We start from the raw sequence: 16,021 nt of genomic DNA on the forward strand, positions 1-16,021 counted from the left end.
CGCACACGGACGGAGGACCGGCCATGCAGCCCGTCGACGCATTTCCACCAAGAGAAGCCCCTGCGGGGCAGCCCGGCGATGCCGCGCCGGAGAGTCCCGCAGCCGTGCCACCGCAGGCGCCAGCCGCCTTCGCCTACCCCGCGGTGGATCCGGGCTTCCCGGCGCTTGGACTCGACGAACTGCTGGCGGCGCACGCGAATCTGCTGTCGCGCATCAAGATCTGCTACGGCACCGATCGCCCGACCTTCGAGCGCGATGTGCTGCCGCTCGTGCGCCGCTATGCGGCGTTCGTGCACCTACTGCCAGCCACGCCCGCCAACTACTTCAATGTGCCGGGCGGCCTTCTGCAAGTGGGACTGGAAACGGCCTTCTTCGCGCTCCAGGGAACGGACGCACACATCTTCTCGGGCCGGGCCACGATCACGACGCGCCGGCACCTGGAGCCGCGCTGGCGCCTGGCCACGTTCATCGCAGGCCTGTGCGCTGAAGTCCACCGCACGCTGGGCCAGGTGATCGTGACCGACCACGCGGGCAGCGAGTGGCAGCCCTATCTGCTCGGCCTGCACCCGTGGCTGTCGCAGCATGCCGTGACGCGCTACTACCTCAAGTGGATCCCGAACGCCCCCGACAGCCCCGGCCTCTCGCTGTTCGTCCTGCCCCAGATCGTGCCGGTGGAGACGCTGCAGCATCTGGCCCAGGGCAACACGGTGGTGGTCCCGCACATGATGGCAAGCCTGTCGGGGATGCCGCTGTACCGCGAGCACAACATCCTGGCCGAGCTGGTCCGCCGCTCCGCGGCCCTGGTCATCGACCGGTTCCTCAAGGCCAGCGCCGACCGCTACGGCAAGCCCCAGCTCGGATCGCACCTGGAGCGCTATCTCGTGGATGCGCTGCGCCGCCTCGTTGCGACCCATCCCGCCTGGCTGCCGAACAGCGAGCGTTCCCGCGTCTGGTACGGCCGCGACGGGCTGTTCCTCGTCTGGCCGAACGCGGCCGCTGACGTCCGCAAGCTGCTCGAAGCCGACCAACTGCCAGGCGTCCCGAAGGCGCCCGAGACGATGCTGGAGGTGCTGCTCGGCGCAGGCGTCTTCGAAACGCGCGCCGACGGCAAGCCGCTCTGGACGATCGCGCCCCCCGGCGCCAAGACACCGCTGGAAGCGGTCAAGCTCGCCGCGGCCGCTGCCGTGCTGGCCGGCCTCGAACCCAGGCCCGAACCGCTGGCAGACGCGCTCGCCGCCGAGCTCGGGGCCGCCCCGGAGGGCAGTGCCGCGCCCACGCCCACGCCCACGCCCGCGCATTCCCGCGCGCCCGGCCCGCTACCCGCGGCGTCTCCAAGGGCCGAGCCGCACCAGCTCGAGTTGCCGGTCAGCGCCCTCGGCGCCGCAGGCCCAGGGACGCCAGCGCCCGAGACCGGCGAACGGGCGGCGGACACCGGGGGCCCCCAGTCGACCGTCCAGGGCGCATCTGCGAGCGACGCCTCCTCCGCGGCGCAAGCGGACCCTCCCGTCGCGCCCTCCCTGGCCTTGCACGCCCCGATGCGCCTGGCTCCGCACGTGCGCGCGGCCCTCGTCGACATCGTCGACGCCCTGAACACCGGCAGCGCCGCTCCGATGGCCGCAGCGACGCCCGCCGGCCTGTTCGTGGCGCTCGCGGAATTCGAACGCCGACATGTCGAGCCGTCGCTGGCGCTGCGCGCGCTGCGCGAAGCACGCATGCTGGCGGGCGGCGGCGACGGACCGGCGCCCACCTCGACCTGGGTGTTCGGCGGCGAGGCATGCCTGGGCCTGACCATCGCGCCGCCCTTCGTCTCGGGAATGGAGCCCGCGGCGGACGCAGGCAGCGGGAATCGCTGAGATGCTCGTACGCCGCTACGAGATGCCCTGGCGGCGCGCCTACGAGGGCTATGCGTGCCTGGCGTGGTACCTGGCGTTCGCCGTGACCCTGTTCGAGGCCGCGGTACGGGCGCTGCCATGGCTGCTGGCGGCGCCGATGGCGATCGCCTGCCTTCTCGCCGCGCTTGCCAGAACGGCGCAGGCCCTGCGCGTGCTCGTCGTCCGTGCTTCCCTTTCCGGCCACGCGATGGAAGTCATCGTCCCCGCCCAGCTGGAAAGGCTGCTCGCAGGACCCGACAGCGTCTACATCGGCCAGGGCTTCGAGTGGCAGCCTGTCCATTCCCAACGCCTGTACGAACTCGCGAAGATCGACTACCGGGACTATCTGGTCCCGCCCGCCCTGCTGAAGCTGCTGGGATACCGCGTCGATCCCCAGCCGGACGCCGAGATCGGCCTGCCGTACATCCACGGCGTCGAGCCGCAGGAGCGGCCGCTGTACCGGCCACTGCAGAACATGGAGGGGGGCACCCTGCTCGTCGGGACGACGCAGGCCGGCAAAGGCGTCGCGCTCGCCAACCTCATCACCCAGGCGGTGCGGCGCGGCGATGTCGTCATCGTCATCGACCCCAAGAACAGCCACCGCCTCAAGCGCGTCGTCAAATGGGCCTGCGAGCGCTATCGCGAGCCCGACACCTTCCTGGAATTCCATCCCGCCTTCCCCGAGACGGGGATTCGCATCGACTTCACCTTCAACTGGCAAAAGCCCAGCGAGGTCGCCTCCCGCATCCAGTCCATCATGCCGCCGGACACGGCCGGTGCCTTCAGCGCCTTCGGCTGGGACGCAGTGAACGTGGTCGTCCAGGGCCTCGTGGAGTTGGAGGAGCGCCCCAACCTGCTCAAGCTCACGCGCTACATCGAGGGCGGCATCGAGCCGATCCTGGAGGCAACGCTGCGCCGGCACTATGCCGCCATGCTGGGGCCCGGCTGGCGCGAAGTGCCCGAGATGAAGAAGCTGCTGCACGACGCGCAGCGCGGGAACATCCGCCGTCCCTCCGAGGCATCGAGCAACGAACTGCTCGGGCTTGTCTCGTACTACGAGCACCATGTCCCGGAGGCGCAGCGCACGAAGACCATCGACGCGCAGGTGCGGACCTTCAGGCACGACCGCGAGCACTACCAGAAGATCACGGCCAACCTGCTGCCGGTGCTGTCCATGCTCACCTCGGGCGACCTCGGCAAGACCCTCTCGCCCGATCCCTTCGATGCCGACGACACGCGCCCCATCATGAACCTCGAGAAGATCGAGCAGGCGGGCCACGTGCTGTACATGTGCGTGGACTCGCTGCCCGATCCCTCCGTGGCGTCGGCGATCGGAGCGCTCGCGCTCGCGGACCTCGCCGCGCGCGCCGGCATGCGCTACAACCTGGGCGCCTACCGGCGCATCTCGCTGTTCGTGGACGAAGTCTCCAACGTGATCAACCTCCCCCTGATCGAGATTCTCAACAAGGGCGCCGAGGGAGGCATCTACACCACCTGCGCGATGCAGACGCTGGCGGACCTGGCGCGGCGCCTCGGGAGCGAGGACGCGGCGCGCATGGTGCTCGGCAACCTCAACAATCTGATCGCGCTGCGCACCAAGGACGGCCCGACCCAGGAGTTCGTGGTCGAGACCTTCGGCCGCACGGCCATCCATACCGTTCGTGTCGGCCTCAACCACGGTGCCGACGCACACCTCGGCGACTTCTCGTCGTCCTACTCGACGCAGATCACCGAGACCCAGGAAGAAGCCGTGCCGGCGGACATCCTGGGCAAGCTGCCCAATCTGCACTACTTCGCATCCGTCTCCGGCGGCAGGCGCATCAAGGGGCGCTTCCAGATCATCGACCCCGACCACGGGCGCGGTAGCGCACGGCCATCATGATCCGCGTCGTCACCATCGCCTCGCTGACGGCACTGTTGCTGCTGGTCCTGTACCTGCCCTCAGCACAGCCGCCCGAGCGCTTCATGCAGCAGCTACGCCAGGAGCATCAGCAAAACAGCGACTTCTGGGGAGCCGACACGGCCGAGCGCATGCTGGACAGGATGATGGAGCTGCAGGCCGATGCCGCCGCCGCCTCGCCGGTTCCCGCCGCGTCAAGCGCCCCCGCGCACACGGGCGTGGACCAGGCCGTCGGGCGGGAGATGGCGCGGGTGAACCAGCGGCTGTTCAACAACCCTTACTTCCGCTCCATCGACGCGCTGCTCGTTCTGGCCTCCTACCGCCTCGCGATGCTGCTGGAGTGGCTGCCCAAGTACTGGCTCCTCGCGTTGGCGCTGGCCACCGACGCCTTCCTCGAGCGCGCCGTCAAGTCCAGGGAGTTCCGGCAGCACGACCCGGAGATGTTCGCCCTGTGCGTGAGCGCCGCGATCTTCACGCTGTGCGCGAGCGTGCTGGCGATGGTCTGGCCCTGGACGCTGCATCCGGCCGCCTGGGCCGCAGCGCCCGTTCTGGTGTGCGCCCTGGCCACCCGCGCGATCGCGCACTTCCACCGCCGGTCATGACCGGCGGATGCGCAGCCGAAGTCCAGCACCGTTCCTCCAGGCCTCAGACCGCGAAGTCCTCCAGCACCTTGCCCTGCTCCAGGGCATCGCGCAGCCAGCGCGGACGCGGCCCGCGGCCGGTCCAGGCATTGCCCTTGTCGTCCCGGTATTTCGCTGCCAGCGCCTTGCGCTTGTCCGGCGCCTTCTTCGCGGTGCCGGCGACCTGGGCCTTGACGTTCGGGCGTTGCCCACCGAACTTGAGATCGCTGGGGCGCAGGCCATAGTGCGCTATCGCTTCATTGATGCGCGCCACGACCTCCGCGACCTCCTTCTTGCGCAGGTCCTGCGCTTCCTTCTGGAGCAACTCGATCTCTTTGGTGATGTCGGCATAGGTGCGTGCAGCGTTCTTGGCCATGTAGAGCGTTCCCAGTCAGGTTGTGATGTGCCAATGCTAGCGGCTCTCTCGCGCAAGCCCAGGGCTGGCGCGGCGCCAAGGCAACGTCCGAGCGCGCTTGCCGAGAGCTGTCGCCGAAATCCCCCCCATATCCATCGCATTCCAGGGCGACAGCATGGACCGCCGCCCGTACGCTCATGGCACCGAGTTGTGTTCGATGCGGCCGCGGTCCCAGGACCGCGCCAACGCTCAGGAGATCGAGATGGACCATGCCCTGTCATCGCGCGACGAACCGATCCAGCACCGCCCTGCCAACCCGCAGGCGCCCGCCGACACCATAGTCGAGGCGAGGCTGTGGCTCGAGGAATACGCGTGGCTGTACAGCATCCTCAAGAGTGCGGCGAACGTCTGCCCCACCTTCCGCTTCCCCGATCTGATCAGCGCCGCCGTCTCGTTGAGCCTGGCCAATTCGGCAGACCAGCAGGAGGTCTTCCGGTTCCTGGGCACCCAGCTGGTCCTGCGTCCTCCCACCACGGCGCGCCGGCGCGAATCGATGTGGCGCGCGCAGTACGAGCAGTTGCGCGAGCTGCAGCGCTCACCGGCGAACCGCCATCCGAACCCGAACTTCCAGCTCGACCAGCTCACCACCGCCTGCGTCGCGCAGGCACGCCGCATCGATGAAAGCGGCGCCCGACTTCTGCGCCAGGCCCGGTTGAACATGGCCGAGCGCGCGAGCGGGGCCTCGGCCCACGCCGCACACGCAGAGCGCTGACCCCGCGCCACCGACCCCGACCGGCTGCGCGACCCGCCGCCGGCCCGACCCTCCGCCAGGCTGCACCGCCGCATCCTGACCACCCGCATCCGACCTTGCCCGGCCCCGCCGGTCGCGCCTCCGCCTCCGGTTCCCGGGGCGCGGACCGCCATCCATGGGACAAGTCATGCGATCTCTACCGTTCATCGCCGCACTCTTGCTGCACGCCGCGCCGGGCACGGCGAGCGCGTGCTGGGACGTCGCGGCGCAACGCTACGGCATCTCCGCCCACCTTCTCTATGCCGTGGCCCGCGTCGAGTCCGGGCTCAATCCGCGCGCGGTCAACAACACGCACCAGGCACGCACCGGCACGCGGGACATCGGGCTGATGCAGATCAACAGCTCGCACCTCCCGAAGCTCGCGCGCCATGGGATCACCGAGGCGCATCTGTACGACCCCTGCACCAACCTGCAGGTCGGCGCCTGGCTGCTCGCCGATGCGTTCGCGCGCCACGGCGTCACGTGGAACGCGGTAGGCGCCTACAACGCCGCGTGCTCGCAACTCAAGGGCGAGGCATGCGCCCGGGCCCGTTCGGAGTATGCGTGGAAGGTCTACCGCCGGCTGCCGCAGACACCGGCCGCCATGCCGGCTGCCGCCGTCGCTGCGCAATCGTCCCCGTCCCGCGGTCCCGCCGCTGGCGGCACGCGCACGGGCACAGGCACGGCGGTCGCAGCGGCGGCCCGCCCGGCGGCCTCCGTGCGCTACCACGTGCGGATCAGCCCGAGGGTGGCGCCATGAGGTGCGGGACCTGGATCGCCGGCTGCATGGGCGCACTCGCGCTCTGCGCCTGCGCCCTGCTGCGTCCGCCGGCAGCCCCCTCGGCGGCGGCGCCGGCCGCGGCCGCACCGCACACGGGTGCGCTGCGCATCGCGCAGGCGGAAAGCGGCCCCCGGATGGACACAGCCCGCTTCGCACCGTTCGTGCTGTGCAGCGACGACGCGTGCCCCCGCGTCACGCCCAAGACCCTTGCGCAGGCTGCTCCCGCACGGCAACACGATGCCGAGCAAGGCCCGAGGCCGGCATCGCTTGCGCCCCTCGCCTCGCCGGAGACGCCGCGCAAAGCTTCCGCGCAGCAAGCTCCCGCATCGAAGGGTCACGAGGCCGGCACCGCGGTCCCGGCCACGCCGCAGCCGTCCCCCGCATCTCCCGACAGACCGGATGAGCCCGAAGGCGCAGCCAGGCCGCAGCGGCGCGGCGACATCGCCGTGACCGTGCGTTTCCCGTTCGGCGACGCACGGCTGAACGAGGCGGCCAGGGCGCAGTTGGACACCGCTGCCGGCCAGGCCTCGGAGGCCGGAGCGCTGCACCGGCTTCGCATCGTCGGCAGAACCGACAGCGCCGGACCCCAGGCCGTGAACGACGCGCTGGCAATGGCGCGCGCCCGCGCAGTGCGCGACCACCTGCGCCACCGCCTCCCGCGCTGGCCGGCGGCCGTGGACATCGAGGCCGCCGGAGCGTGCTGCTACGCCGCGAGCAACGACACCGCGCAAGGCCGCTTCGCGAACCGGCGCGTCGAGATCACGCTCTCGGCATCCGATCCGGAGGACGCCCCATGAGGACGCGCCCTACGGACGCCATCCGGACGCTGCCGGCCCCCGGCGGCCTTCGCCCGGATCCACCCGAAGAGCCCGCGGGCTCCACCGCGCCGCGCCGCAGCGGCTCCACCTCCGGCAGCTACCGGCGGCCCGAGCGCCTCCGGCCCGCCATCCGGCCGTCCCGTCCCTCAGTCCTTCATTTCCAAAGGAGTTCTTCATGAGCATCGCCATCCTCTCCGCCCCCGCACCGGCCGCCCGGCGCTCGTCCGCGCGCAAGCTGATCGCCTTCGTCTGTCTGCTGGCGCTCGCCATCGCGGGACTGGCGCTCGCGTTCCCGAGCCATGCACTCGACCTGGTGGCCTTCACGGGCATCACCGGGCCGCTCACCAGCGCATTGACGCAGATCGCGGAACTCGGCCCCGGCATCAAGGCGCTCGTGGGCTTCGTCGGCTTCGTGGTCGCGCTGATCTCGCTGTCGGCGCTGCGCAACTTCGGCCCCGTCCTTTTTTATGTCGGCCTGGCCATTTTCGCGGCGGTCGGCTTGGTGATCGCCGGCGCGATCATGGGCGCGGTCGTCTGAGCCCCGGCGCACCCGATTCCGGAGGCCCCCATGCAAGCGGACACCTACATCCCGCGGCGTCTCGACGACAGCTGGAAGCTGGGCTTCTGGGACGTGGACGTCGCCGCGCCCATCGTGTTCATGTTCTTCGTCGGCTACCTGTCGTCGAGCAAGGTGGCGTTCGCGGTCTGCATGGCCGCCGGGTTCGCCATCTCGCGCTGGATATCGCGCCTCAAGGCGGACAAGCACCCCGCGTTCGCCCTCCACTGGCTCTACTGGCACCTGCCGACCAACCCGGCGACGTCGATGCGCGTGACGCCGCCGTCCCATCTCCGCCGGATGGTCGGCTGAGCCGAGGCGCACCATGGACTTCGAGCGACTCAGCGGCGACCTCAAGGAGCTACGCCGGCGCAACCGGGGACTGGGCCTGGCCGTGGGCGCGCTGGCCGCGGGCTTGTTCGTCGCGCTCATCGTCATCCTCCAGCTCCTGGGGACGGTGCGCACCGTGGTCGTTCCACCGTCGCTGAGCAAGACCTTCTGGGTCACGGCCGACCAGGCATCGAGCGAGTACCTCGAGCAGATGGGCAGCTTCGTCGCCTGGCTGATCCTGGACGTCACCCCCAGCTCCATCGACTGGAAGAAGGACATCCTGCTCGGCTACGTCGACCCGGCGCAATACGGCGCGCTCAAGGCGCGCCAGGAAGTCGAGGCGGAGCGCCTCAAGCGCATCAACGCCGCGACGGCATTCGCGCCGCAGCAGCTCGTGGCCAGCGAGGAAGCGCAGTCGCTGGTCGTGCGCGGACGCCTGCGCACCCTCGTGAACGGCTACGAGACCGCCAACGAACTCAAGGCCTACCGCATCGACTTCGGTCATGCCGGCGCTCGCATGCACGTCATCGGATTCAAGGAGGTGCCCTATGCGGTCAAGTGACACCGCGCGCACGCCACTGCGCCTGCCCGTGGCCCGCCGCGCCGTCGGCGGCGCAGGCCCGGCCGCGCGCGCCGCAACCGCGCCAGCACGCGTGCCCTTGCCGCCGACACGCGAGCGCTGGAAGCGACTGCCTCCCGCCGCGCGGCGGATCCTCCTCGTCACGGCCCTGTCCTTCGGGCTGCATGCCCATGCGCTGCAGGTCGTCGAGGCGAGCGACGGCGTCGCCGCCGAGGCCATCGTGTCGTTGAAGGAGCCCACGCGCATCCGCATCGAGGGCACGCCGATCACCGACGTGTTCGGCAACATCCATTCCAGCCATTGCGGCGGCCCGCCGATGCCCGCTTCCGCACCGCCAGCCTCGCCCGGCTCGCCCTCCGCCACGCCCGGACTCTCCCCCGCGGGTGCGTTCTCATCGCCCGCGGTCAATCCGGCCGGGGAGGTCATCGTCGAGTGCGATCGCGACAAGGGCGAAATCTACATCCGCCCGGTCGGCGATGCGGCCCAGCCGATCAACCTCTTCGTGGCCTCGGCCTCCGCCACCTACACCTTGCTGCTGCGCCGCTCGGACACGCCCGCAGACACCATCGTCATCCGCGACAAGACGCCGCGCGCGCTGCGCCCGGCCGCCGCCGAGGCCGCCCCCTCGGGCCCCGCGCCCAGCCACGTGCGCGCGATGAAGGCGCTGCTGGTGGCCATGGCGTCCGACCGCGTGCCGCCGGACGTCCGGGTCGAGGAGCGCTCCCGCCCGGTCCAGCTCTGGGCCGAGGCACGCCTCACGCTGCTGCGCCAGTACGAGGGCCGGGGCCTGACCGGCGAGAAGTACCTGCTCCAGAACGTCAGCGCGGCGCCGATGGTGCTGGCCGAGCAGGAATTCGACCGCCCCGACAGCCGCGCCGGCGGCGAGACCGTCGGCGTGGCGATCGAGCACCACAGCCTGCGGCCGGGCGAGAGCACCAGCGTCTACGTGATCCGGCGGGGAGGCGAACGATGAACGCGCCCTCCATGCCCCCGGGCGGCCGCCCGCCCGGCTACGCCGTGCGCGGACTGATGGACCGCTTCTCGCCGCGCCAGCGGCAGTACGCCCTGCTGGGCGCAATCCTCGCGGCCGGCATCGGACTGCTCTGGCTGATCTTCAGCTTCGCCGGGCCGGGGCCGCAGCCGCGCGGCGGCAGCGCTCCCCAGGTGCAGCCAGGCGACGTCACCAACATCGGCGTGCTGCCGCCGGGCGCGCAGGTCAACCCGCTCGACCAGTGGGTCGGCACCGCGGGCCGCAAGCTCGCGCAGTACGAGACCGAGCGCGACGAGCAGAACCGGCTCAACAAGGAGCGCCAGGCCTTCGAGGGGCGGACGATGCAGCGCTTCGCGGAGTTGGAGAAGCGCCTGACCGCGAACCAGCAGCCCCCGGCCGCGCCCCCTCCTGCGCCACCCGCGCCGCCGCCACCGCCGCCCGCGCCGGCGAGCCCGGTCGCCATGCCGCCTGCTGCGAGCCTGCCGCCGCCCCCGGCGCCGTCGGCTGCGGGGGCAGGCGCGATGCCCGCCGGCGCGCCCAGCCTGCAGCCGCCCACGCCTCCCGTGCCTCCCACGCCGACCATCTCGCGCGTCACTCTGGTGGACCGGTCCCGCGCGGTGGCCACCGGCAGCGGGGATGGACAGGCTGCCCGAGACGGCGCGCCAGGCGCGTCCTCCAGCACGCAGAAGACCGTCTCGACCTTCCTGCCCGTGAGCTTCACGCGGGGAATCCTGCTCGGAGGCCTGGACGCACCCACGGGCGGACAGTCGCAGAGCAACCCGCATCCCGTGCTGATCCGTCTCTCGGACAACTCGGTGCTTCCCAACCGGTTCCGTGGCGAGTACCGCGAGTGCTTCGTGGTCGCCGCCGGCTACGGCGACATCAGCTCCGAGCGCGCGTACCTGCGCACCGAGAACCTGTCCTGCGTGCGCGCCGACGGCGCGACGCTGGAGGTGCGCATCCAGGGCAGCGTCTACGGCGAGGACGGCAAGGTCGGCATGCGCGGCCGCCTCGTGACCAAGCAAGGGCAGATGCTCGCCAACGCCCTGCTGGCAGGTGTGGTCAGCGGCATCGGCCAGGGACTGTCCACCGCCAACACCACCTACAGCACCTCGGCCCTGGGGACGATCGCCAGCGCCGACAGCAACGCGGACGCCTACCGCGCTGGACTGGGCCAGGGCGTGGGCAAGGCGCTGGACCGCCTCGCCCAGTACTACATCAAGCTGGCCGAGAACACCTTCCCCGTCATCGAGGTGGACGCCGGCCGCCAGATCGACGTGGTGATCACCAAGGGCGTGCGCATCGACGTGCCGATGACCGCCATGGCCGGGCCCACCGCCGGCCCCTCCCCCTCCCCCGAAACCCGCTACCTGGAGGCCACCGATGATGGCAACTACTGAACCCGTGCGCCTGCGCCGCTCGCGCACCGCCGCATTGCTTTTTGAGGCCGCACTGTGTGCGGCGCTGCTCGCCGCCCTGCCGGCCGGCAACGCCGCGACGCCCGAGGAGGCCCGGCTCCTCGCTGCGCTGCGCAAGGCGCACCCCGGCACGCAGTTCACCGAGGTGTCGCGTACCGACGTCGAAGGGCTCTACGAGGTCTGGATGAACGGCAACGTCGCCTATGTGCCGGCGGCCAACCCGCGCTTCTTCGTCTTCGGCCGCCTCTTCGACACGCAAGACATGCGCGACATCACGGGCCCGCGGATCGCGCAGCGCAGCACCGGCCCGGGCGGGCCGTCCGAGCCGGTGTCTCGAACGGTGGCAACCGTCTCCCTGGAGCAGCTGCCGCTGGCCGACGCGATCCGGACGGTGCACGGGAACGGGGGGCGCAAGGTCGCGGTCTTCAGCGATCCCAACTGCATCTATTGCAAGCAGCTCGAGCCCGAGCTCGCCAGCATCGACGACGTCACGGTCTACACCTTTCTCCTGCCCTTCCAGGGCGAGGCCCGTCCGATCGCGATCTGGTGCGCCGCCGACCGCGAGCGCGCCTGGCGCCAGTGGATGCTGCAGGCGGACGCCAGCCTGCTGCGGTCCGACGCGCACTGCGACCACCCCATCGGGCGCAACCTCGAGCTGGCCCGCCGCCTGGGCGTGCAGGGTACGCCGACGCTGATCTGGGCCGACGGCATCCGCACGGACGGCTACATCGGGCGCACCGCGCTGGAGGCCAGGTTCGCGGAGGCCGCGAAGGTGGCCGGTACGAAGTCCGGCACGGCGGGCGCACGGCCATGAGGACCCGGCCGCTGCACCTCGGTGCGTTCGCCGCGCTGATCCCCCTGGCCGGGTGCGTCAACATGTCGGGGCTTAGTGGCGGATCCAAGTACGCCTGCGCGGCCCCCGATGGGGTGGCCTGCGAGTCGGTGTCGGGAACCTACGTCAACGCCCTGCACGAGAACCTGCCGAGCCAGCGGGCCTCCGCCACCGCGCCGGGCGAGCCGTCCACCTCCCGCGCCAAGGCCAGGGCTCCTGACGCTGTCCCGGCCGCCGCCGCACCGCCCCGCCAACCATTCGCGGCCGCCGCGCCCGCGATCGACGCCGCCGGCGGCGTGCCCGGCATGGCGCTGCGATCCGAGGCGCGGGTGCTGCGGCTGTGGACCAAGCCGTGGGAGGATGCGGACGGCGACCTCTGGGACCAGGGCTTCGTCTACGTCCAGGTCGATGCCGGTCGCTGGCAGATCGACCACGTGCGCCAGCGCATCCGCGACCAGTACGCGCCGCTGCGCCCCCCGCCCGCCGTGCCCGCAACCCCCTCCGGCACCACCGAGCCGGGTGCCGGGCCGATACCCGCGGAGGCCGGGCCGGCGGGCGCCGCAGAGAGCGCGCTGCAACGCCCCGCGCCGTTCAATTCCTTCCCGCTGCTGCGCCCACCGCCGGCCGGCACGGGGCCACGACCGCAGTGAGGCCGCCATGCGCCTGCCTTCCACCGAAGCACGTCACGGCGAACGCCACGCCGCCCCCCTGTTTCCCTTCGGGATGCCGGCCGACATCCCGGCCGAGCAGTTCGCGAGCTGGCTGCCCTATTCCGCCTACCTGGCCGAGGAGAAGATCTTCGTCAATCGCGAAGGGATGGGCTTCCTTCTCGAGGTGATGCCGCAGTCGGGCGCCGACGAGCGCATGTCCGAGGTGCTGGTCTCGCTGTACGCCAACTGCCCGCCCGGCACCGGCCTGCAGTTCCACCTGTTCGCCTCGCCGCACATCCGCCAGCAGCTGCGCCAGTACACCAACCTGCGTATCGAGGACGAGGACCAGGCCGAGAAGGCGCGGCCCTTTGGCCGGCCGGTGCCCAACGAGAACCTGTTCCGCAGGCTCGCGCGCCAGCGCGTGCAGCACCTGCTGCGCGGCACGAAGGCCTCGCTCACCGCAGGCTTCCACTACACCTTGCGGGACTTCCGGCTCATGCTGAGCGTGTCCTTCCCGGGCAGCGCCGCGGACCTCAACCGCCGCGACGCGCTGCTGACGCTGCGCGACTCGATGGCCGCGACCCTGCGCTCGGCCATGCTGCCCAACCGCGTGTGCGACGCGGCCGACCTGATCAACTGGTGCGCCCTGTTCACCAACCCGGACCGGATCGCCCATTCGGACGCCGAGGACCTGAACGCCGACGACGACCGCTGGCTGCATTACGACGACGGGCGCGAGATCCGCGACCAGATCGTGGACTTCGACACCGTCCAGGATCCGCATCCGTCGGGCATCACGTTCTGGAAGGGCACGAGCGAGGAAATGCTGGAAGCGCGCTTCTACTCCATCAAGTCGTTCCCCGAGCGGTTCGCGTTGTGGCAGATGGGTTCGCTCATTGGTGACCTGATGCAGCCGGCCCTGCAGTACAGCGCGCCGTTCCTGATCACGCTGGGGGTGCACATCCTCGATCCGAACGTCACTAAGTCGGTGGTCACGGCGAACCACGTGCGCGCCACGCAGAACGCCAAGAGCAGGATGGCCGACGTGATGCCGGATGTGAGGAAGAAGCTCGACGACTGGTCCGCGGCGGCCAATGCGCTGGACACCGGCGGCAATCTCGTGAGCCTGTACCACCAGCTCGCGATCTTCACCCAGCCGGACAAGGCCGCCTCGGCGCACGAGGCAGCCAATGCGATCTGGCGCGCGCGCGGATTCCAGCTCAACGCCGACGCCTACATGCACCGCCAGGCCCTGCTCGCGAGCCTGCCCATGACGCTGACGCCGCGCATGCACAAGGACCTGTCCAAGATGCGCCGCGTCACGCGCAAGACCATGGCCAACGCGATCCACATGGCGCCGTTGATCGCGGAATGGCGCGGCACCCGCACCCCGGCCCTGGTGTTCGGCGGCCGGCGCGGCCAGATCATGACGCTGGACCTCTTCGACAACGATCTCGGCAACTACAACTTCGCGATCATCGGCGCGCCGGGCAGCGGCAAGTCCGTGCTGATGAACGAGCTCGCGTGGTCCTACCGCGCGATTGGCGCCAAGGTCTGGATGCTGGACCTCGGGCGCAGCTTCGAGAAGCTCTGCCGCAAGGCCAAGGGAACGTACATCGAATTCCGGCCCGATGTGGACATCTGCCTGAACCCGTTCACCATCGTGCACGACATCAACGAGGACATCGACATGCTGGTGCCGGGCATCAGCAAGATGTGCTCGATGCAGCATTCGCTGGACGAGGTCCAGCGCAAGGCCATCTCGGCCATGATCCTCAAGCTCTGGCGCGAGCACGGCAGGGACCTCACGATCACGGGCCTGCGCGACGCCTTCAAGACCGGGACCATCGAGGAGCTGGGCGTCCGGGGAGATCCGCGCATCCGGGATCTCGCCATCATGCTCAATCCCTATGCCAAGGGTGGGCAGTACGAGCGCTTCTTCGAGGGCCGGGCCAACGTCGATTTCAGCAACGATTTCATCGTCATCGAGAATGAGGAACTCAAGCGCCGCCCGGACCTGCACGCGGTCGTCAACATCCTCCTGCTGCACCAGATCACGGGGGAGATGTACCTCACGCGCAACCGGCGCAAGGTGCTCTTCATCGATGAGCTGAAGCAGCAGTTGGGCGACATCGGCGCCGACGACCCGATCAAGGCCGCTGTGGTCGAGGAGGCAGCCCGGCGTGCGCGCAAGTATGGCGGCGCCCTCGGCACGGCCACGCAGAGCGCCGACGATTACTACGGGTCGGCCCAGATGGAGGCGGCGTTCGCCTGCTCGGACTGGGTCTTCCTGCTGCGCCAGAAGCCCGAATCGATCGAGATGCTGGACCGCAAGGCCCGCCTGTCGATGGACGAGCCCAAGAAGCGCCTGCTCAACTCGCTGCGCACCGAGGCCGGCGCGTTCTCGGAGGTCTACATCTCCTCGCCCGTCGGCGAAGGGGTGGCGCGCAACATCCTGGACCCGGCCACGCACCTTCTGTTCTCGAACAAGCTGGAGGACAACGCCCCCATCGACGCACTGCGCGCCCAGGGCCTGTCGATCGACGAGGCGATCACCGAGCTGCTGCGCCAGCGGGGGCATGCGCTATGAAGGCCGTTTTGCTGCATGCACTGGTCGCTGCGCTGCTGCTCGCCGCGGGTCTCGCCGCCTACGACCGCTGGGTGCTGCGCCCCGCCCTGGTGGTGGGCGTGGTGGATCTCTCCGAGGTCTACCGCACGAAGGAAGCCGAATTCACGCAGTTGCTCACCAGCGGCGGCACAGAGGCCGAGCGCGAAAGGGCGCTCGCGCTCGCGCGCCGCTTCTCGCAGCGGCTGCCCGCGGCGCTGGACGAGCTGCCTCGCGAATGCGGCTGCCTGGTGGTGATCAAGAGCGCGATCGCGGGAGCGCCGAACAGCCGCGACCTGACGCCGGCATTGCGCCGGAAGGTGGAACAGCCATGACCGTGGACACCGTCTCCGATGACGCAGCACTGGCGCCGGGCTGGTGGCGCCAGCGCACCCGATCCTTCATCGACTTCCTGCGCCACATGCGCCGGCGCTGGTACCTCTACCTGCCGGTGTTCGCGGTCTGGGGTTTCGCCTACGTGCGCCTGTTCTTGGACCCGACGCCGCGCGTGCCCCTGCTCGTCAACTGGACGCCGAGCCTGCCGTACCACGTGGCACTCATGCAGTTCCACCAGCAGCCCATACGGCGCGGCGACCTGATTGTGTTCGCGTTCGCGGGCGAGGCTCAGGCGCACTACCGGGGCCTGCGCGGCCAGCCGTTCTTCAAGCGCGTGCGGGGCCTGCCCGGCGACATCGTGACGGTCTCCGACCGCACGGTCTTCGTCAACGGCGAGGCCGTGGGCCGGGCCAAGACCCACGCCTACGACGGGCACCCGCTCGCGCCCATCGCGCCGGTGGTCATTCCTCCGGGCCACTACTACGTGCAGGGCATCGGCCTCCACAGTTTCGACTCGCGCTACGCCGAGAGTGGCCTGGTGCGCGACGAGCAGGTGGTAGGCGTCGTGATGCCGATCTTCTGAGGAAC

Annotated in this window: 17 protein-coding genes; 16 read left to right on the forward strand and 1 reads right to left on the reverse strand. The window is 70.4% G+C overall.

The features are described from left to right. Positions 1 to 23 precede the first annotated feature (23 nt). Genes mobH through AC1RDS_RS17940 form a run of 3 tightly spaced genes read left to right on the forward strand, consistent with a single transcriptional unit; the run spans position 24 to position 4,373 of the window. Entirely contained in the window at positions 24 to 1,853 is a 1,830-nt protein-coding gene (gene mobH / locus AC1RDS_RS17930; protein WP_082136756.1) for a MobH family relaxase, read from the forward strand. Between the two features lies 1 nt (position 1,854). Continuing rightward, on the forward strand, positions 1,855 to 3,753 hold the full coding sequence (traD, locus tag AC1RDS_RS17935) for a conjugative transfer system coupling protein TraD (protein WP_059400278.1): 1,899 nt from the start codon (positions 1,855 to 1,857) through the stop codon (positions 3,751 to 3,753). After that, on the forward strand, positions 3,750 to 4,373 hold the full coding sequence (locus AC1RDS_RS17940; RefSeq protein WP_059400277.1) for an IncC plasmid conjugative DNA transfer DtrJ family protein: 624 nt from the start codon (positions 3,750 to 3,752) through the stop codon (positions 4,371 to 4,373). The genes traD and AC1RDS_RS17940 overlap by 4 nt, the downstream gene beginning before the upstream one ends. A gap of 43 nt (positions 4,374 to 4,416) precedes the next feature. On the opposite strand, the gene AC1RDS_RS17945 is transcribed toward AC1RDS_RS17940, so the two are convergent. Continuing rightward, positions 4,417 to 4,767, reverse strand: a complete 351-nt coding sequence (locus AC1RDS_RS17945) for an H-NS histone family protein (RefSeq protein ID WP_059400276.1) — start codon at positions 4,765 to 4,767, stop codon at positions 4,417 to 4,419. A gap of 241 nt (positions 4,768 to 5,008) precedes the next feature. Between AC1RDS_RS17945 and AC1RDS_RS17950 the strand changes: the two genes are divergently transcribed. The 13 genes from AC1RDS_RS17950 (at position 5,009) to traF (ending at position 16,016) form a co-directional block, all read left to right on the forward strand. Continuing rightward, on the forward strand, positions 5,009 to 5,518 hold the full coding sequence (locus AC1RDS_RS17950) for a hypothetical protein (RefSeq protein WP_059400442.1): 510 nt from the start codon (positions 5,009 to 5,011) through the stop codon (positions 5,516 to 5,518). Positions 5,519 to 5,684: 166 nt separating this feature from the next. Continuing rightward, positions 5,685 to 6,296, forward strand: a complete 612-nt coding sequence (locus AC1RDS_RS17955; RefSeq protein ID WP_082136755.1) for a lytic transglycosylase domain-containing protein — start codon at positions 5,685 to 5,687, stop codon at positions 6,294 to 6,296. 26 nt (positions 6,297 to 6,322) lie between these two features. Further along, a complete protein-coding gene (locus AC1RDS_RS17960; protein ID WP_059400275.1) occupies positions 6,323 to 7,114 on the forward strand; it encodes an OmpA family protein in 792 nt (263 codons plus the stop codon). Between the two features lie 196 nt (positions 7,115 to 7,310). Beyond that, positions 7,311 to 7,673: a hypothetical protein gene (locus tag AC1RDS_RS17965; RefSeq protein WP_059400274.1), complete on the forward strand. Its 363-nt coding sequence runs from the start codon at positions 7,311 to 7,313 to the stop codon at positions 7,671 to 7,673. Between the two features lie 30 nt (positions 7,674 to 7,703). Then, positions 7,704 to 8,003, forward strand: a complete 300-nt coding sequence (gene traL / locus AC1RDS_RS17970; RefSeq protein ID WP_059400273.1) for a type IV conjugative transfer system protein TraL — start codon at positions 7,704 to 7,706, stop codon at positions 8,001 to 8,003. A 13-nt stretch (positions 8,004 to 8,016) separates the two neighbouring features. Beyond that, positions 8,017 to 8,583, forward strand: coding sequence for a type IV conjugative transfer system protein TraE (gene traE / locus AC1RDS_RS17975; RefSeq protein ID WP_059400272.1), 567 nt, complete (start codon positions 8,017 to 8,019; stop codon positions 8,581 to 8,583). Beyond that, positions 8,570 to 9,574 carry a type-F conjugative transfer system secretin TraK gene (locus AC1RDS_RS17980; RefSeq protein ID WP_059400271.1) on the forward strand — a complete coding sequence of 335 codons (1,005 nt, stop codon included), beginning with the start codon at positions 8,570 to 8,572 and terminating at the stop codon, positions 9,572 to 9,574. The genes traE and AC1RDS_RS17980 overlap by 14 nt, the downstream gene beginning before the upstream one ends. Further along, the gene (locus AC1RDS_RS17985; protein ID WP_059400270.1) at positions 9,571 to 10,992 is read left to right on the forward strand and encodes a TraB/VirB10 family protein; all 1,422 of its coding nucleotides are present in this window, start codon (positions 9,571 to 9,573) and stop codon (positions 10,990 to 10,992) included. Before AC1RDS_RS17980 ends, AC1RDS_RS17985 begins: the two co-directional genes overlap by 4 nt. Then, positions 10,979 to 11,824: a DsbC family protein gene (locus tag AC1RDS_RS17990; protein ID WP_484653664.1), complete on the forward strand. Its 846-nt coding sequence runs from the start codon at positions 10,979 to 10,981 to the stop codon at positions 11,822 to 11,824. Before AC1RDS_RS17985 ends, AC1RDS_RS17990 begins: the two co-directional genes overlap by 14 nt. Beyond that, positions 11,821 to 12,492 carry a TraV family lipoprotein gene (locus AC1RDS_RS17995; protein WP_059400268.1) on the forward strand — a complete coding sequence of 224 codons (672 nt, stop codon included), beginning with the start codon at positions 11,821 to 11,823 and terminating at the stop codon, positions 12,490 to 12,492. The genes AC1RDS_RS17990 and AC1RDS_RS17995 overlap by 4 nt, the downstream gene beginning before the upstream one ends. Before the next feature lie 7 nt (positions 12,493 to 12,499). Further along, a complete protein-coding gene (traC, locus tag AC1RDS_RS18000; protein ID WP_059400267.1) occupies positions 12,500 to 15,082 on the forward strand; it encodes a type IV secretion system protein TraC in 2,583 nt (860 codons plus the stop codon). Continuing rightward, positions 15,079 to 15,432: a hypothetical protein gene (locus AC1RDS_RS18005; RefSeq protein ID WP_059400266.1), complete on the forward strand. Its 354-nt coding sequence runs from the start codon at positions 15,079 to 15,081 to the stop codon at positions 15,430 to 15,432. Before traC ends, AC1RDS_RS18005 begins: the two co-directional genes overlap by 4 nt. After that, on the forward strand, positions 15,429 to 16,016 hold the full coding sequence (gene traF, locus AC1RDS_RS18010; protein ID WP_059400265.1) for a conjugative transfer signal peptidase TraF: 588 nt from the start codon (positions 15,429 to 15,431) through the stop codon (positions 16,014 to 16,016). The genes AC1RDS_RS18005 and traF overlap by 4 nt, the downstream gene beginning before the upstream one ends. The last annotated feature ends 5 nt before the right edge of the window (positions 16,017 to 16,021 follow it).

The organism is Acidovorax sp. GW823-FHT02H02 (assembly GCF_058797075.1).

Excerpts from the sequence above, each read along its gene's own strand:
- traE (WP_059400272.1), top strand. The coding sequence starts at position 8,017 with ATGGACTTCGAGCGACTCAGCGGCGACCTCAAGGAGCTACGCCGGCGC.
- AC1RDS_RS17990 (WP_484653664.1), top strand. The coding sequence starts at position 10,979 with ATGGCAACTACTGAACCCGTGCGCCTGCGCCGCTCGCGCACCGCCGCA.
- AC1RDS_RS17955 (WP_082136755.1), top strand. The coding sequence starts at position 5,685 with ATGCGATCTCTACCGTTCATCGCCGCACTCTTGCTGCACGCCGCGCCG.
- AC1RDS_RS17980 (WP_059400271.1), top strand. The coding sequence starts at position 8,570 with ATGCGGTCAAGTGACACCGCGCGCACGCCACTGCGCCTGCCCGTGGCC.
- AC1RDS_RS17985 (WP_059400270.1), top strand. The coding sequence starts at position 9,571 with ATGAACGCGCCCTCCATGCCCCCGGGCGGCCGCCCGCCCGGCTACGCC.
- AC1RDS_RS17995 (WP_059400268.1), top strand. The coding sequence starts at position 11,821 with ATGAGGACCCGGCCGCTGCACCTCGGTGCGTTCGCCGCGCTGATCCCC.
- AC1RDS_RS17965 (WP_059400274.1), top strand. The coding sequence starts at position 7,311 with ATGAGCATCGCCATCCTCTCCGCCCCCGCACCGGCCGCCCGGCGCTCG.
- AC1RDS_RS18005 (WP_059400266.1), top strand. The coding sequence starts at position 15,079 with ATGAAGGCCGTTTTGCTGCATGCACTGGTCGCTGCGCTGCTGCTCGCC.
- traL (WP_059400273.1), top strand. The coding sequence starts at position 7,704 with ATGCAAGCGGACACCTACATCCCGCGGCGTCTCGACGACAGCTGGAAG.
- AC1RDS_RS17950 (WP_059400442.1), top strand. The coding sequence starts at position 5,009 with ATGGACCATGCCCTGTCATCGCGCGACGAACCGATCCAGCACCGCCCT.
- AC1RDS_RS17945 (WP_059400276.1), bottom strand. The coding sequence starts at position 4,767 with ATGGCCAAGAACGCTGCACGCACCTATGCCGACATCACCAAAGAGATC.
- traF (WP_059400265.1), top strand. The coding sequence starts at position 15,429 with ATGACCGTGGACACCGTCTCCGATGACGCAGCACTGGCGCCGGGCTGG.
- traD (WP_059400278.1), top strand. The coding sequence starts at position 1,855 with ATGCTCGTACGCCGCTACGAGATGCCCTGGCGGCGCGCCTACGAGGGC.
- mobH (WP_082136756.1), top strand. The coding sequence starts at position 24 with ATGCAGCCCGTCGACGCATTTCCACCAAGAGAAGCCCCTGCGGGGCAG.
- AC1RDS_RS17940 (WP_059400277.1), top strand. The coding sequence starts at position 3,750 with ATGATCCGCGTCGTCACCATCGCCTCGCTGACGGCACTGTTGCTGCTG.
- AC1RDS_RS17960 (WP_059400275.1), top strand. The coding sequence starts at position 6,323 with ATGGGCGCACTCGCGCTCTGCGCCTGCGCCCTGCTGCGTCCGCCGGCA.
- traC (WP_059400267.1), top strand. The coding sequence starts at position 12,500 with ATGCGCCTGCCTTCCACCGAAGCACGTCACGGCGAACGCCACGCCGCC.